The following is a 15,280-nucleotide window of genomic DNA, read 5'->3' as shown; positions in this document are numbered from 1 at the left end:
TTGCATCAAGATATGAAAAACGGGGTTCCTTGAATCTCTCAAAACTAGCTTCTCCAAAAACTACCTATGCGGATAGAGACAAAGGCTCATTTCCTATGTACGAAGTCACCTTAATTGGTGGCGTCATCGGTTTGGCAATTAAAAACCCTTGGGCAAAGTTTGCTCCCCTTTCTCGCACCCATTCCAGTTCTTCCGGAAGCTCAATACCTTCAGCAATAGTCTTAATATTTAATTGCTGGGCAATTTCCAACAGTTTTTCAGTAATCAGTGATTTGTATGGATCTTGATGTACATTGTGAATTAGGTGCCTATCCAATTTGATAAAGTCAGGACGTAGCTCGTGAATTAGATTCAAATTAGAATAACCCGAACCAAAGTCATCAAGTGCAATTAGAAAACCAGCTTCTTGGTAAAATTTCATAATCTTGATCAAATGATTTATATCTGGTGGCTGCTCGGATTCCATCACTTCAAAAACAACCTTATTATGAGGAATTCCGGCTTCGCTAATTGCACGCACTGTCATGCGTAAACAAGTTGTGGGGTCGTACACAGCCGTAGGAGAAAAATTAATAAAAATCAGTTCTTCAATGCCGTGTCTGCTTGCTTCGCGGATCGCCATTTGTCGCGCTAAGGCATCTAGTTGAAAAACGAATCCTGCATCCTGGGCACTGCTAAATATGGCACCCGGACTAATGAGGTTATCATCCTTATCAAATCCACGTAGCAATGCCTCTTGTGCAAATATTTGGGAAGTATCATCAGCATATACGATCGGCTGAAAATGACAGGTCAAACGCTCTTGTGCCAATATATCTAACAACCACTCACACTTGTTGAGGCTGACAAAGTTATTCAGCGAGGTGATGCGAGAAAAATCGCGAAATTGAGGCTCCGCAGTTCCAGGCATCCATAAAACCTGCGTTTCTTTCAATTCTTTATTGGTAAGTTTTGATGTTATTATAGCGATCGATATTTCTATATTATTAGGCTCTAGAATAATTTGCAAGCATTGGTCATCTTTTAAAAATTGGTGAGCCAGATCGGTTTTCCCTAAAACGGGAATTAGCTTATTAAGCGTATGTACTACCGGGAACCACATATACAGAGTTCCCTTGTCCTGAATCTTGCTAGGTAGAGTTTCGCAACGAGTGCAGTTTCCTAAATTTTTTTCTAGCTTCTGCATAAGTATATTTTGCTGTTAAGGTGGTGCAATAGAGTTTTGCTTTATTCATTTAGATACACATCTATCTATAGTAGTATAGCGTTTTTTGTATCATAGGAAACTATGAAATTCTACTAATAGAGCAAATCGTTTTAGTAATCTTGGATACACTTTATGTTAAAGTTAACGCTTATGGTGGTTGTGTGCAGCTCGCTACCAGCAAAAGAGTTAGACCTGTTAGGATCGGACTTGGATGGTTCGCAAATTTTCTGTCGAATCATTTCTGTAACAGCAAACTGTCCAGAGATGTAAGTATTCACAGCTTGCAAATCAACCGACAGACAGAGCCGTTTCAGCATAAAAATATAGTAACTAAGTATAGTATGCAAGTATTTCTTCCTACCAATTATATAAAGTAATTGTGAAGAGAATATTTTTGTTTTCAATATGTTGTTATAAAAAGAAATAAAAGTTAATATATTAAAATGTAACTATAAATAACTCAAATAATTTATTTGAGTTAAAGGCAAGTAAACAATCTTCAGTTTAATTTTTCGTCAAAAGTAGATTTGATAAAATTATCTTTAAAAAACCTGATAAATAGAACTTTAATTTCTAAGGAAAGAGAATAAATTGATCAAACAAGCACAGCCTTATCGCCAGCCAAGCAAATCTATGAGTATCCAACAGATCGATATTACCGCTTCAAAGTCCTGTCAGCCATTACAAGAGCAAAAAATAACAGAGGTATCTTCAAGAGCAATTGCTGTATGGCAGAGCCAGAAGAAGCCTCAGCATTTGTTAGCTAATATACCAGGGCTAACTTATCAATTTTTGCTCCGTAAAGATGGTTCCCTCAGTTTCCTCTTCCTGAGTCCCAGTTTTCAGGAATTTTTTGAGTTGGAGTCAGCAGAGATGGAAATGGATACGGAAAGCTTGATTGCCATGCTGCATCCAGATGACCGAGAGGAATTTTTCAATTCTATAGCCGAAGCAGCTGGAATGTTGCGATCGTGGAGGTGGGTAGGACGTTTTATTTTGCCATCAGGACAAGTTAAATGGATTCAGTGGGATGCACAGCCTTCCTTACAGGCGAATGGAAATATTTTCTGGAATGGGTTGCTGGTAGATGTAACAAGTCACCAGCAGTTGAATGCTGAAGTCGAACGACTTTCTTTCTTGCTCGGTTTGACCGATCGCTTACAAAGCTCTACAGACTTACAAGAAATTGCCGAGTTTGCTCTCGGTTACCTTGTCTGCGTTACAAACTGTGCCTTTGGAGATGTCAAAGTAATTCGCGACTTAAATGAAACCTATCAAGCTTGTACTCTCACCAACTACGTATCTGCTGAATTTGTAGCAGCTTATGGCGAAACAGCAGTAGCGGAAATGGAAGCAGCGTTGCAACGAGGTATACCCAGAGATCAAGGATTGCTGTGGCAAGTGGTAGAAACAGGTCAACCATTATTTATCGAGGATTATGCCAATCATCCCAATGCAGTACCGGCATTGCGTCATTCGGCAATTGGAGAACTCGGTATTTTTCCGATTCCAGCTACAGATGGTACGATTATAGGTGTACTCACTTTAGAGTCTCGTAATTTCCACCAAATTCAAGATACTCTGCAACAAGATTTACTCCTAGCCGCTTGTCGTATTTTGGGAGTTCGGATCGAACGGGCAAAGGCGCAAGAGTGTCTGCAAAGAGCGAATACAGAGTTGCAGTCAACTTCTCAACAATTGAGACAGCAAACCCAAGAGTTAGAGAAAACGCTACAAGAACTGCAACAGGCTCACATCCAACTTGTTCAAAGCGAAAAGATGTCGAGCTTGGGTCAGCTAGTGGCTGGTGTTGCTCACGAAATTAACAACCCGGTCAGTTTCATCCACGGAAATATCGATCATGCAGATAAATATTTTCAAAATATGTTAAGTTTGCTGCAACTCTACGAACAGCATTATCCCCAACCTGTGCCAGAAATTAAATTGGCAATAGAAGAAATCGACTTCGATTTTTTAAGAGAAGATTTGCCCAAACTAATCTGTTCTATGAAAGTAGGAGCGGAGCGCATTCGCGATATTGTCTGCTCTCTACGTAATTTTTCTCGGATAGATCGGGCAGATATGAAGGCTGTAGACATTCACGAAGGCATTGATAACACTTTAGTTCTTTTGAACAATCGGCTGAGGGCACAGGGAGGTCGTCCTGAAATTCAGGTATTGAAAGAATATGGCGAGCTACCACCGATCGAGTGTTATGCAGGAGAACTCAATCAGGTGTTTATGAACATTATTGCTAATGCTATTGATGCTTTGTTAGAGGTGGAGGAGCAAGGGGAAAATTCCCAATTATCGATCGCCGATCGCCAATTATCTACGATTCGGATTCGCACCGAAGTAATCGATAGTTCGAGCATTGTAATTAGGATTGCAGATAATGGCCCAGGTATACCAGAGTCGTTGCGGTTGCGTATATTCGATCCTTTTTTTACAACAAAACCTGTTGGTAAAGGGACTGGGTTGGGACTATCGATTTCCTATCGGATTATCACCGAACAACACAGGGGTTTGTTAAAGTGTATTTCCGCTCCGGGACAGGGAACAGAGTTTGCGATCGTGCTACCGCAGACGCTACGCGATCGAGATTCCCTTGCTACAGTCAAAACAGAATATTTAGATGACGGGAATTCGGCAAAAACTTGAGCTATCTTAAACAGATTCCCGATGTACCGTATCGGGAGAAAAAGCTGGTAAGCAAATAGCAATATATTCGGCTCCGATACTTTTTCGCTAACATTCATTAACAAATACACTCACGAAGTGAGGGCGTATCAACCAATGCACGAAGGAAAATCCCTCGCGCACCATTCCAGTCTCTGAGCATCACTCGCCCATCAGTTGGTGACTTGATGAATTTAGCTCCACCAAGATGGTGAATTATTTCACCAGTCCAACTAACTGTTTTTGATGTGTACGCTTCGTTCACATCTATAACTGTTTTGCTGTTTTCAGCAGCTTTATGCTTAAGAAACTGCTCAAAACGGTAATGAGATAGTGTCAACATTTGACGTACTGATTTTGACCTTATTTCCTGCTGCTTGAATGCGGGTGGGTTTTTCGATTAATTGGGGCATGGTTGTTTATTTAAAATGCTGACAAATTCTGGATAAAATAGCCATTAACATCATATTTTGGCAAAAATCGAAGTTTCAAACAAGCGTAGTCTTGTGCGATATTTCTTATTTCACCCTAAAAAAAATCTCCTTTTGCTATTATAATCGATTTTCCACCTACATTAACTTCAATTCCAGCCTCACCTTTTTGCGCTTTTAATAATAGTAAAGAAGGTCTGCCAATTTCATATCCTTGCTCAACTCGCAGATCGATCGCATCTTCACCAAAATAAGCATACTCAACTAAATAACCAGCCAAACAACCATTTGCACTTCCAGTAGCCGGGTCTTCCGGAACTCCCATCGCATCGGCAAACATTCGCACGTTCAAATGATTTTCCGAACTGTAGGTTTCCGGACAAAAAACCAAAATTGCTTTAGCTTGAGTATTACTTATTAAATCAAAATATTTATCTTGGTTAACCTTGATTCTCTTCACCGCCGCAAGAGTTTTCAACGGCACAATAATAAATGGCACACCAGTTGAAACTTCTTCGATCGGAAATTTGGTATCAATTTCTTCTACATCTAAATTCAGAACAGGCGCAATCTTATTTGGCGAAAACCCCTGTCCGAAAGTAGGCGTTTTTTGACACATCCACAACCATTCAACTGCTTCAACCGCATAATTAACGGTTACCGGAATTTGTCCTATCTTCAAATTTAAGATAATCGTTTCAACTGGTTGTTGGATTATTTCTTGTTGCAAAACATAAGCAGTTCCCAAAGTTGGATGTCCCGCAAAAGGTAACTCTTGTTCCGGTGTAAATATCCGCACATCATAACCGCCATCTCGCATTTGAGTAGATGTAATAAATGTGGTTTCCGAATAATTCATTTCTTTAGCAATGCGCTGCATATCGGTATCGGATAATTCGCCAACACCATCACCCGCAAATACAGCTAATTGATTTCCGGTGTATTTTCCTACAGCAAATACATCGACGATGTAAAAATTCAGCATATTCAATTTCCTTCGCTTCCTTCGCGTCTTCGGGGTTTGAGAATTATATCAAGCTTCTGTAGGGTGGGTTAACGCAGTGTAACGCACTGAATACTGTTTGGCAATGGTGCGTTATATAGTGTCCGGTAGCATCGGTAGTAAATGAGTGAATGCGAAACATTATTTGTGGGAATCATCGGTTAAATTTTTACCGCAGATGTAGGCAGATACACGCAGATAAACGCAGATAAGAGAGCGATTTTTTCGGCGACCGATGCTACCGGATACGATATTACAGATATTGCCTAACTTAGCCTACAAAAGTTAACGCAAACAGCGAATTGCTTCTAACAAACCCCTGGCTTTATTGAGAGTTTCTTCATATTCTGTTTCCGGAACAGAATCAGCAACTAAACCGGCACCTGCTTGCACAGAAACGGTATGTTTGCCGTTACCTCGATCCCGGACAACCATAGTGCGAATTGCGATCGCACTATTCAACTGTCCTTCAAAATCATAATATCCGTAAGACCCAGAATAAGGGCCACGCCGACATCCTTCTAACTCGTGGATAATTTCCATCGCCCTAATTTTTGGCGCACCGCTAACAGTTCCAGCCGGGAAACAAGCTTTCAACAAATCCCACGCATTCTTATCAGTAGCAAGTTCTCCCAACACATTACTAACGATGTGCATAACATGGGAATAACGTTCGATCGACATTAATTCATCGACTTTCACCGTACCGTTTGTGCAGACGCGACCCAAGTCATTTCTTCCCAAGTCAACCAGCATAACGTGTTCGGCAATTTCTTTGGGGTCTTGCAACAAATCTTCTGCCAATGCTGCATCTTCTTGGGGTGTTTTACCGCGTCGGCGAGTACCTGCGATCGGTCGCAATGTTGCTAAACTTCCCCCAGATGAATCGCGAAAAGCTTTCACCATCACTTCCGGACTCGAACCGATAATCTGCCAATCCCCGAAGTTAAAATAACCCATATAAGGCGAAGGATTAATCAATCGCAAAGAGCGATAAAGTGCAAAGGGGTCGCCCGTGTATTCCGTGGAAAGTCGTTGAGAAAGTACAACTTGGAAAATATCCCCCGCTTTGATATAGTCCTTTGCTTTTTGCACATTTTCGCAGAATTTTTCGCGGGAAATATTGCTGCTATACTGCATTTCTGCTGTATCCGTTCCCGCCGGCTTCCACGCCAAAAGGTGACTCTGCTGCGAAAGGGGAGATTGCAATTTGTTGACCAACTGCGTAACGCGATCGCACGCCTGCTTGTAAGCTGTTTCCAAATTTACTTCCGGATCTCGCAAATCTGCATATGCGATCGCCCAAATTTTCCGCTTCACCTGGTCAAAAATCAGCAAGTGATCCACCTGCATCCACAAGCCATCCGGCAAATCTTCTGTCCCACCTTCATAGATCGGTACTCGCGGTTCGATCCAGCGAATCAGTTCGTAACCCCAAAACCCGAACAAACCGCCTATTCCCGGCGGTAGCTGCGGCAATTTTATCGGTTGATAAGGTGTCAGACAATCAGTCAAAGCTTTAAAAGGGTCGCCTTCAAACTCCACAACCCTACCATCGCGGTGGTGCTGAATCGTGCGATCGCCTTTTGCCTCCAAAATCCACAGGGGGTCGCATCCCAGCAAACTGTAGCGTCCGATTTTCTCCCCACCTTCTACAGATTCTAGCAGGAAGCTGTAAGGCTGTCCCGCACAAACTCGATACCAAGCAGAAACGGGGGTATCCAGATCCGCCACCCATTCTTGGTAGACGGGGACAAAGTTACCTTGCTTAGCCAGTTCGCAAAATTGGGAGAAATCGGGGAATATCATAATTTTATTGGGTTTGGATAGGAGCGATCCGGTTTTGCCAAATTCTGAGATGCAGCCAAATCGCCACCACACTACAGTTTTTCACTCCTAGTGCGAACCCGTCAAGTCTAAGCCCAAATTTCTCGCTTATATTTTATTAGAGAACAAGCTGACACATTCTTGTAACCTTCTTCTGGCATTAGAATCATTTGGTACCTGGTTAAAATTCAATCTGTTGTAGGTCGCCAAATCGATCGGGTCTCCGCGTCTGAGTTCTGGAACACTTCCCAGACCGATCGCATACTCCCTAGTAACGTTACTAATCATATTTCCCCTTATTGTCCCTCTAAGACAATACCCTTCTTCCCTATACCTATACTTAAATCCTATTGCTGTATTTCCTATTTTGCGAAAAACCAGGTAATCAACATCTTGTCGATTTGGTAAACGCGATTTACCATAAAAATAGTTGCCATTGGCTAAACTTTGCACTGTCTGTCTCGATTGCTTTATCCCTTGGAAGCGAGACTGTGCCGAAATCGGTAAACACCCAATTCCTAAAATTGCCAAGCTCAATCCAAACCCAAGTATTGCTTTGCTTTTCATAAATATCATTTAATTCTATCTTCTTGACGGTAACCCAGCCGTACAGCCAGCCGCATTAAACTGTCGCACTACCTTATCTACATCCTGCGCGTTTGCAGATAACTGTGCAAATTGTCTTGCGGCTTCCAAAACAGTGGGAGAGTTATATGGAATTTCGACGGGAATATCGGCGCGATCGTTCCTCACAGTTACTACTCCTAGATAATCTCCTTCCTTTAAAATTACTTCTTTGTCATCGGTTCGGATTACCTCATTAGACACAGTTCCCAAACCGAAATCAGCTGCTTGTATGCCAATATAAATAAGGCAAACACGACCTCTTCTATTTGAAGGATAAACACTCAGACCTTCTTCATATCCCGACCATTTACCCAAAAAAGGTGCAATTGCTGGATCTATCCTCGACCAAGCTCTCACAAAAGATTCTCTCCTTTGTTTCTCTACTTGACTGCGACTGTCTCCAACATTATTCCTACGGATTTGCTCGCGTAATTTCGATCGCAATCTTTGTATTTCTGCCGCTGTTGGATATCGCTCAAACTGTTGTTGTGCCAAAACAGGTAAAAAGCTAGCAGTTATAATGGTTAAACTCAAGCCCAGACTAATTTTGGCTATGCTACTGGTTAACTCTTTTTTCATTTTTGCATTAACAGAATAGTGCGATCGACAATTTATCTCTTCTCAGCTAGAGCGCCAGTCCAGTAAAAGATGTTGACAAAAGAATTAAGGTGTGTATTTGTATAGAAACCTCGGCAGGGCGAAGCAAGAGGACATAAAAATTGTTGCTTCTGGTGATCGATTGTCGCCCTCTTGCTTCGCCCCTACACAATACATATTTCATTGTTTTTGTCAATTTATTCTAGTGGACTGGCGCTCTAGCATCGGTTGCCAAAAAAATGCTTTCTTATCTGCTACAGGCTGCGTTTATCTGCCTATGCGGTAAAAATTTAACCTCCGATACCCACAGATAATCTTTCGCATAACTCATATACTACCGATGCAACCGGACACGATATTATTTCCCACCATACTAACCATAAAAATTAAATCCCGGAAAGATAAATCTTTCCGAGACTTAATTGTTTCTAGGAATGCTGGATTATTGCCAGCAAAATAATTGTGACATTCCACACAGAAAATATCTGTAGGATTCTTGGGCTCATCTTTTTCGATGATATCTAGGCTTTACAACCTAATCCTCAAGCGTTTACCAGCTTTTAGACTGGCAGTTTCCGTCTGCCCTACGGTACTTTTGTTATCTTAACAAGCTCAGAACCGATTAGACATCGGAAGGAGTACGACCGCTAAACTTCACCTTTGCAGGATCGGGATTGCTGCCGATGTTGCGAGCTTTGGAATTTTTCGCCTCACGACCTGGGTTCACTTTTTCCGGGAAGACGCCATCAGCAGGGTGCAGGTACTGGATTTCACCGTTGGGGAAAACGCGGTAAATCTTGTAGTTGTTGATTTTGAACTTAGCACGCAGTTGCTGACCGCCCAAGGCAATACATTGTTCCTTACGGGCCAGGTAGAGAAGATTGTCACCCTGCCGCATGACAGCAGCGCCACCGGTAGGCATTTCAAACACCTGTTCTTTAGGGCTAGTCCAGGTGATTGCGTACTTCTCTTCGATTTCTGCTTTGCTTAGCAAGCCGCCAGTGCTGCCGCCGAATAAAGGTGCTTGTCCAGTCAAAGTTTCTGCCATAGATTCCTCTCTCAACTTTTTAGGGAATCCTATCACCGAGACAACGCTTGTTTTGCTAATCTGTCAAGAACTGTAACAGTTCTTCAGCTTTTGGGTATGGGCCAAGCAAAGTCAAAAGTCAAAAGTCAAAAGTCAAAAGGAAAAGGGAGCGCCGGATAGTGGGCGAGTGGGGTAGCAGGGGAGTGGGGGAGCGGGGGAGTCAAAAGTCAAAATTCCTCTCTCTTCCCTCTTCCCTCCTCCCTGTTCCCTGTTCCCTGTTCCCTGTTCCCTGTTCCCTGTTCCCTGTTCCCTCTTCCCTCTCCCTCTTCCCGACGCCCTAGCCCCGACGCCCTAGCCCCGACGCCCTTTTTTGACTTTTGACTTTTGACTTTTTCTAGCCCCGACGCCCTAGCCGTCGATCGCTTTTATTTGGTCGCTTTTGCTCGCCGCTACCTTCAACGATCGGAATCGTGAAGTGCAACTGACTGCCTTGGTCTTTGCCGGCAGACTCGGCCCAAATCTGACCGCCCCAACCGTTGACGATCTGGCGACAAATCGCCAATCCCAGACCTGTGCCGCCTGTTGTTCTTCTCAAAGCTCCTTCTTCTTGGTAAAACCTATCAAAAACGGTTTCCAGACGGTTTGGTTCGATGCCGCGACCGGTATCTGACACTGTAACTTCCAGCATTTTATTGCCGTTTGGCCGAGCTTGGATAATTACCTGCCCCTCCGGTGCCGTAAACTTACAAGCGTTGTCTAGCAGCTTGGAAAGTACTTCTACAAGCCATTCACCGTCAGCCCGCACCAGAGGCAGTTTGCTGGGTACTTCAGTGCTAATCTGAGGCAATTGCTCTTTGAGCAGACGGGCGCGAGCGCTGCTGATGGCTAATTCGACACACTCTTGCAATTGCAATGGTTCCGGATGCCATTGCACTCGACCGCTTTCCAGTTGGGAAAGGGTAAGGAAATCCTGCACCAGTTTCCGCATCCGTTCCGCATCTGCCAGGGCGGAATTTAGCATTATCTGTTGCAGGTCGGGCGACATATCCGGTTCGCTGGCTAAGCTTTCCAGACAAACTTGAATGGTGGATAGGGGGGTACGCAGTTCGTGACCGGTAATGGCAATCAAATTGCTGCGGGTGCGTTCTAGGGCTTCCAACTGGTCGTTGAGGTCTTCTAAGTTGGCGTAGGCTTCGGCTTGAATGAGGGCGACCCCGATTTGGGTAGCGATCGCTTCCACCAGTGCCAGATCGTCTTCTTGCCATTGCTGGGGTGTCGTACCGCAGTGATGCAGTTCTACCATTCCCAACAATTTGCCTTTATCCAGTACCGGTACCAGCAGCCAGGATACTATTTTAAAGCGATCGACCAATGCTTTGAGCTTCGGTGTGTTGGCAATCCGGGGATCTTGCCGAGTTTCTGCCACATATAGCGGTTCTTGAACTTGCACTACTTCCTGAAACAGGGGATTATCCTGCAAAGGCCAGTTTTGGCCCGCCAGAGAACTCACACCTGTACTTAAAAATTCGAGCAGATTTGTCGCGGTAACATCTGTTTCTTTGCAACGGTAAATCAAACACCGACATACTTGCAAAGCCTGCCCCAATTCTTGTGCCGCTCCTTTGAGAATTTCATGGGGGTTCAGGGATTTCCGAATTGCCGATGTAATGGAATTTACCAGTCGTTCTTTTCGTTCCCGATCTGCGATCGACTTATAGGCTTTGAGCAATTTGTACTGCCCTGCTTGCAAGTAAGTCACCAGTCGCTGAGCAAAAGGATCTGGGTCGATCTCATGGAAACCCGATGATGTTTCCGTCAGAAACTTTCTTTGGGCCTGCTCTATTTTGTCTTGTAACTCAGGCCGATAAACCAATATTTTCTTAAGTAAGAATTTTGCTGCTTTACAACTCACCTGGCGATCGAAAGTCCAAATTCCTTCAAATCTCCGAGATGGGTCTACATATCCGGCTGTTGGCCCAGCAATATTCAAAGCCGCATCACATACCTCAGTATCCAAGTTCAATTGCTCAGATGTCGGTGGTGCTGGGGCTTGTCGTTCTCGGCAAACAAGGCAGCTGGCGTACTGCTGCCCAATTACCACTAAATGCCACTCTTGAGAGAGGGTATCTTCAGGGTCAAATGCCACCATCTCGTAGGAGTCCGAGCGACTGCTAAAATCAGTTTCCGGTGCCGCTAATACATACACCTGATCGCTTTTTTCTGCAACCCGTTTGTAGCGGTGCGCTTCCTGACGGTAGAAGCGCTCTCGTTGAAAGCTTGCAATCACTAGCGGCTCGTCTGACCCCGCTAAAACTTGGTCTTCCATCGCGTGAGAGAGCGCCGTGAGGGAAGACTTGAAATATATTTGCGGTCGCAATTGGGGCAGGTCTTGCAGCAAATCTGCCAGCACAGACGTCTGGATGCTCATGGATGTTTTTTGGTTCAAGTCTGAGCGGATATCCACTTATCTGGCATTTGGTGCGGTAATATTGGCAGCCGCGCCAAATCCCTGAGTTAAAAGAGCGATAAAGCTACCTAAAACCTTGACTCAATCTCTTGGTGCTGGAGCTTTAGCTCAGTATGTTGGCATGAGTTGAGCAGATTTTGTTAATTTCTAGTTTACCTTTCAACGATCCCTGCGGCAGATCGATACTTTGTTGACAAAATCGCGATCGACTTGTTATCTTTAATTCATACTCATAACGAGTTCGCTTTTTAGCCCACCCAGATACAGAGTGCGGAGAAGAAAGCGCTTGCTTAACTTAAATTAAGTATTTTTGCATTTAGTAAAGAGCGTCCTCATATCAATTAAGAGAGAGAAATATGGTGAAAGTAGTTGGAATTGGTGGTAGTTTGCGACCCGACTCCTACAGTCAGCAGGCGTTGAGAATAGCCGCCCAACGAGTAGAAGCATTGGGTGCCCAAATGGAGATCCTCGACCTGCGAGAAATGCAGCTGCCATTTTGCAACGGGGAAGAAGAATATCCCGATTACCCAGATGTGGAACGTTTGCGAAATACTGTTAAAGGGGCAGATGCTTTAATTTTGGCCACCCCAGAATATCACGGTAGCCTCAGCGGTGTATTGAAAAATGCACTGGACTTGATGAGCTTTGACGAGCTGAGCAACAAAGTTACTGGATTGATCAGCGTCTTGGGCGGACAATCTAACAGCAACGCACTCAACGACCTGCGGGTGATCCTCCGATGGGTACATGGTTGGGTCATACCCGAACAGATTGCGATCGGTCAAGCTTGGAAAGCATTTGGCCCCGATGGTAAGCTACTCGATGAGAAACTTTCCCAGCGCTTCGATGGATTTGCTCAGAGTTTGGTGGAAAACACTCGTAAACTAAGAGGTATTTAGCGATCGAATTAGTGTGCGTCGCGGCACACCCTACCTTAGATCCTGCATTTGGCGCGGCAATATTACTCATCCGCGTCAAATACCTCATTGATGAGACAACCATAACTCTTGCAAAGCTGCCATTTGAGTTTGTAATGTAGATACTTCCGAACCCAGTATATGTGGAAGTTTTTCTAATGCTCGAATGTGAGAAATTTTCGATTGCAAATCATGGCTAAGAGTTACAAATAACTGTTCCGGACAAGCAAGCAAAAGTAGAACAATCCGCTCTATAATGTATTGATTTTGAGACAGACTTGATGCGATCGGAAAATTTTTACTCGCATATGCTTCTGCTATCATAAGATTTTGAATAACCTCAAACATTTTATTTGAACGGATATCTAACAATAACTCTTCAATTTGAGAAAAAGCAGAATTATTAGTTATAATTGAGTTAACTGGTAATGGAAAATTATCGACAAATATCTCCACCATCTTTTCCAAAGAAGCCGGATTCTTGTCGGTAAATATTGCTGGTATTATACCCTGAAAGTATGGCGCTAATTCCATCCATTGAGAAGTATCGACAGCCAGCAAAAAAAACGTTTCCCTCAACGCCGCCTCTTTCTGTAATAGGATATAACCTCGGCATTTTCCTGTCATCGAATCAGTAGCGGCAAACGCCTCCCATAGCATAGACAAAGGCACCCAATGAGGTGGATATTTAAACCGCGCCACGTCTAACAGTAAAACCAAATCTCGCTCGCGGTGATATCCCGCCAATGGTGAAAAATGTCCATCTCCAGTTTGCCCCAAACCTTGGCGCGAGTAAGAAACAACTATATGAGTTCTCTGCGGTAAAGAAGTAACTTTACTTACAGTTTCTCGGAAATCTTTCAACGTACTTGCATCATACCGGAACGGTTCTACTTTTAATCCGTTACAACGTGCCAAACAAACAAATTCATCAAAAGTGATACCTTGTTCTTTTACCTGAGAGAGAGGTTGACAGCAATCCAAGAATTCTTCTCCATACCATCTCCATACTCCCTTCCACACTCGTCCGGGGTCGATAGATAGGGCATTGAGTACGACAACAAGCGTACCGAGACCGCAAAAAGCAGGTTCTGATTGGGTATGAAATTGCTCGGCGAGGGTAAAGTAAGCTTCCATACCACCAGATGCCAACGCTTCTCGAAAAACCTCTCGACCCTGTGTGGAAGAAAAAGAAATAAGCTGTTCGGGTAAAGGGCGACGGTAAAATCCCTCGCTGTTCATAATTTCCTCGTTTAATGGAAACTACCTGCAAATTTTGAGGTAGTTTCCGATCAAAAGCAGGGTGCGAAGCAACACACCCTACTATCTTAATGATGGTGATGATGACCGTGGTGATGGTCGTGGTGATGGTCGTGATGATGGTCGTGATGATGGTGTGTAGCTAGATGCAAATTAACAGCTAGCGCCTGTTCTGAGAATAAGGCTTCAATTTGAGGATTAGCCCATTGGGCTGCCATCTTTAAGAAGTCATCATGGTCGTTGACACAAACCATTTGCACGTAGTTAACATCTGGATGTCGCCGTTGCAAAGCATGAATGATGTGGTCTACATCCAGCAGAGTTTCGTGATTTTCTGTGGCAAAGCCTATCGGCATAAAAACAATCGCTTTAGCACCCAGTTCGATTAAATTTTTGGCAGCTTGATTGGCATCGGGCTGAGTCCATTCAATTAATGGCGTATCGTGATTGAGCCAACCTACAGAAATCAGAGGATACTTATTAATTAACTTTTCGCGAACTAATTCGTAAAGTGCCTGACTTTCAGTAATACCTGATGTAAATCCTTTGGCTTTGTGGGGACAACCGTGATTCATTAAGATGATGCCGATTTGAGATGGCAGGTAAGCTTCGGCTAGTTCGGCGGCTATTTTTTCCTCTACCAGACGAGCCATCAAATCGATGTAAGCCGGTTCGTTATAGAAAGAGGGAATGTAACGCAAACCTTTAACCCAATATTCGTCGCTGTCAGCAAGATTGACAAGGGCTTTATTAACTTGCTCGACGGCGATACCGCTAGTGAAGATGGAATCTACAACCAGCAGGGGATAGATGAGTATTTTGTCAAATCCTTGTGTTTTGATTTCAGTGAGGACTTGTTCGGGGAGGAAGGGAGCGCAGAAGTTGAAAGCTTTGAAAACTTGGATGCGATCGCCCCATTTTTCTTGCAGGTGCTTTTCAATCCCAGCACGTTGCTTTTCAAAGATAGCATTGTGAGGCGAAATAAAGTGATTGTGTTGGTGACTCCACTCGTGTAAGTCAAACATCGCCAGAATTTTAGCCAGCGGCGGGTAAATCCAGGTTGGTACAGGCGCAAACTTTGCCGTGAGTAAATTCAGCGCCTGTTCGTTGTAGTTGGCGAAGTCTTCGTAACTTTCAACTTCGCCGTAACCCATCAGTAACACGGCAACGCGATCGTTGCTGCTGGATTGTTGTGGTGTCTGTTGTTGTATTTTTTCTGGGGTGGCAACCACGTTCAT

12 protein-coding genes are annotated in these 15,280 nt (G+C 43.8%); 2 read left to right on the top strand and 10 right to left on the bottom strand.

Going from position 1 to position 15,280, the window contains the following annotated elements:
* Nucleotides 1–64: 64 nt before the first annotated feature.
* Nucleotides 65–1,186: an EAL domain-containing protein gene (locus ACE1CD_RS21060; RefSeq protein ID WP_374799589.1), complete on the bottom strand. Its 1,122-nt coding sequence runs from the start codon at nucleotides 1,184–1,186 to the stop codon at nucleotides 65–67.
* A 612-nt stretch (nucleotides 1,187–1,798) separates the two neighbouring features.
* Here ACE1CD_RS21060 and ACE1CD_RS21055 point away from each other — a divergent pair.
* On the top strand, nucleotides 1,799–3,868 hold the full coding sequence (locus ACE1CD_RS21055; protein WP_374826148.1) for an ATP-binding protein: 2,070 nt from the start codon (nucleotides 1,799–1,801) through the stop codon (nucleotides 3,866–3,868).
* A gap of 97 nt (nucleotides 3,869–3,965) precedes the next feature.
* Here ACE1CD_RS21055 and ACE1CD_RS21050 read toward each other — a convergent pair whose 3' ends face one another.
* From ACE1CD_RS21050 to ACE1CD_RS21020, 7 genes are all read right to left on the bottom strand, one after another.
* On the bottom strand, nucleotides 3,966–4,229 hold the full coding sequence (locus tag ACE1CD_RS21050) for a zinc ribbon domain-containing protein (RefSeq protein ID WP_374799584.1): 264 nt from the start codon (nucleotides 4,227–4,229) through the stop codon (nucleotides 3,966–3,968).
* A 185-nt stretch (nucleotides 4,230–4,414) separates the two neighbouring features.
* Nucleotides 4,415–5,299, bottom strand: a complete 885-nt coding sequence (locus tag ACE1CD_RS21045; RefSeq protein WP_374799702.1) for a PhzF family phenazine biosynthesis protein — start codon at nucleotides 5,297–5,299, stop codon at nucleotides 4,415–4,417.
* A 306-nt stretch (nucleotides 5,300–5,605) separates the two neighbouring features.
* The gene (gene trpE / locus ACE1CD_RS21040) at nucleotides 5,606–7,129 is read right to left on the bottom strand and encodes an anthranilate synthase component I (protein WP_374826176.1); all 1,524 of its coding nucleotides are present in this window, start codon (nucleotides 7,127–7,129) and stop codon (nucleotides 5,606–5,608) included.
* A gap of 126 nt (nucleotides 7,130–7,255) precedes the next feature.
* Nucleotides 7,256–7,714, bottom strand: coding sequence for a hypothetical protein (locus ACE1CD_RS21035; protein ID WP_374826147.1), 459 nt, complete (start codon nucleotides 7,712–7,714; stop codon nucleotides 7,256–7,258).
* A gap of 15 nt (nucleotides 7,715–7,729) precedes the next feature.
* The gene (locus tag ACE1CD_RS21030) at nucleotides 7,730–8,353 is read right to left on the bottom strand and encodes a hypothetical protein (protein WP_374799580.1); all 624 of its coding nucleotides are present in this window, start codon (nucleotides 8,351–8,353) and stop codon (nucleotides 7,730–7,732) included.
* 640 nt (nucleotides 8,354–8,993) lie between these two features.
* A complete protein-coding gene (locus tag ACE1CD_RS21025; RefSeq protein WP_190467174.1) occupies nucleotides 8,994–9,419 on the bottom strand; it encodes a photosystem I reaction center subunit II PsaD in 426 nt (141 codons plus the stop codon).
* 373 nt (nucleotides 9,420–9,792) lie between these two features.
* Nucleotides 9,793–11,826: a DICT sensory domain-containing protein gene (locus ACE1CD_RS21020; RefSeq protein ID WP_374826146.1), complete on the bottom strand. Its 2,034-nt coding sequence runs from the start codon at nucleotides 11,824–11,826 to the stop codon at nucleotides 9,793–9,795.
* 395 nt (nucleotides 11,827–12,221) lie between these two features.
* Between ACE1CD_RS21020 and ACE1CD_RS21015 the strand changes: the two genes are divergently transcribed.
* Nucleotides 12,222–12,764, top strand: a complete 543-nt coding sequence (locus ACE1CD_RS21015) for an NADPH-dependent FMN reductase (protein WP_374799576.1) — start codon at nucleotides 12,222–12,224, stop codon at nucleotides 12,762–12,764.
* Between the two features lie 84 nt (nucleotides 12,765–12,848).
* Here ACE1CD_RS21015 and ACE1CD_RS21010 read toward each other — a convergent pair whose 3' ends face one another.
* Nucleotides 12,849–14,024 carry a phytochelatin synthase family protein gene (locus tag ACE1CD_RS21010; protein WP_374799574.1) on the bottom strand — a complete coding sequence of 392 codons (1,176 nt, stop codon included), beginning with the start codon at nucleotides 14,022–14,024 and terminating at the stop codon, nucleotides 12,849–12,851.
* An 86-nt stretch (nucleotides 14,025–14,110) separates the two neighbouring features.
* Entirely contained in the window at nucleotides 14,111–15,274 is a 1,164-nt protein-coding gene (locus ACE1CD_RS21005) for a ferrochelatase (protein ID WP_374826145.1), read from the bottom strand.
* Nucleotides 15,275–15,280: the final 6 nt, after the last annotated feature.

The sequence above is a fragment of the Aerosakkonema sp. BLCC-F183 genome (assembly GCF_041929145.1).
GTDB lineage: Bacteria > Cyanobacteriota > Cyanobacteriia > Cyanobacteriales > Aerosakkonemataceae > Aerosakkonema.
This window is presented reverse-complemented; position numbering and strand designations above follow the sequence as displayed.

What these genes read in the sequence shown, in the direction of transcription:
- ACE1CD_RS21020 (WP_374826146.1), bottom strand. Translation starts at nt 11,826, where the DNA reads ATGAGCATCCAGACGTCTGTGCTGGCAGATTTGCTGCAAGACCTGCCC.
- ACE1CD_RS21030 (WP_374799580.1), bottom strand. Translation starts at nt 8,353, where the DNA reads ATGAAAAAAGAGTTAACCAGTAGCATAGCCAAAATTAGTCTGGGCTTG.
- ACE1CD_RS21060 (WP_374799589.1), bottom strand. Translation starts at nt 1,186, where the DNA reads ATGCAGAAGCTAGAAAAAAATTTAGGAAACTGCACTCGTTGCGAAACT.
- ACE1CD_RS21015 (WP_374799576.1), top strand. Translation starts at nt 12,222, where the DNA reads ATGGTGAAAGTAGTTGGAATTGGTGGTAGTTTGCGACCCGACTCCTAC.
- ACE1CD_RS21050 (WP_374799584.1), bottom strand. Translation starts at nt 4,229, where the DNA reads ATGTTGACACTATCTCATTACCGTTTTGAGCAGTTTCTTAAGCATAAA.
- trpE (WP_374826176.1), bottom strand. Translation starts at nt 7,129, where the DNA reads ATGATATTCCCCGATTTCTCCCAATTTTGCGAACTGGCTAAGCAAGGT.
- ACE1CD_RS21035 (WP_374826147.1), bottom strand. Translation starts at nt 7,714, where the DNA reads ATGAAAAGCAAAGCAATACTTGGGTTTGGATTGAGCTTGGCAATTTTA.
- ACE1CD_RS21010 (WP_374799574.1), bottom strand. Translation starts at nt 14,024, where the DNA reads ATGAACAGCGAGGGATTTTACCGTCGCCCTTTACCCGAACAGCTTATT.
- ACE1CD_RS21025 (WP_190467174.1), bottom strand. Translation starts at nt 9,419, where the DNA reads ATGGCAGAAACTTTGACTGGACAAGCACCTTTATTCGGCGGCAGCACT.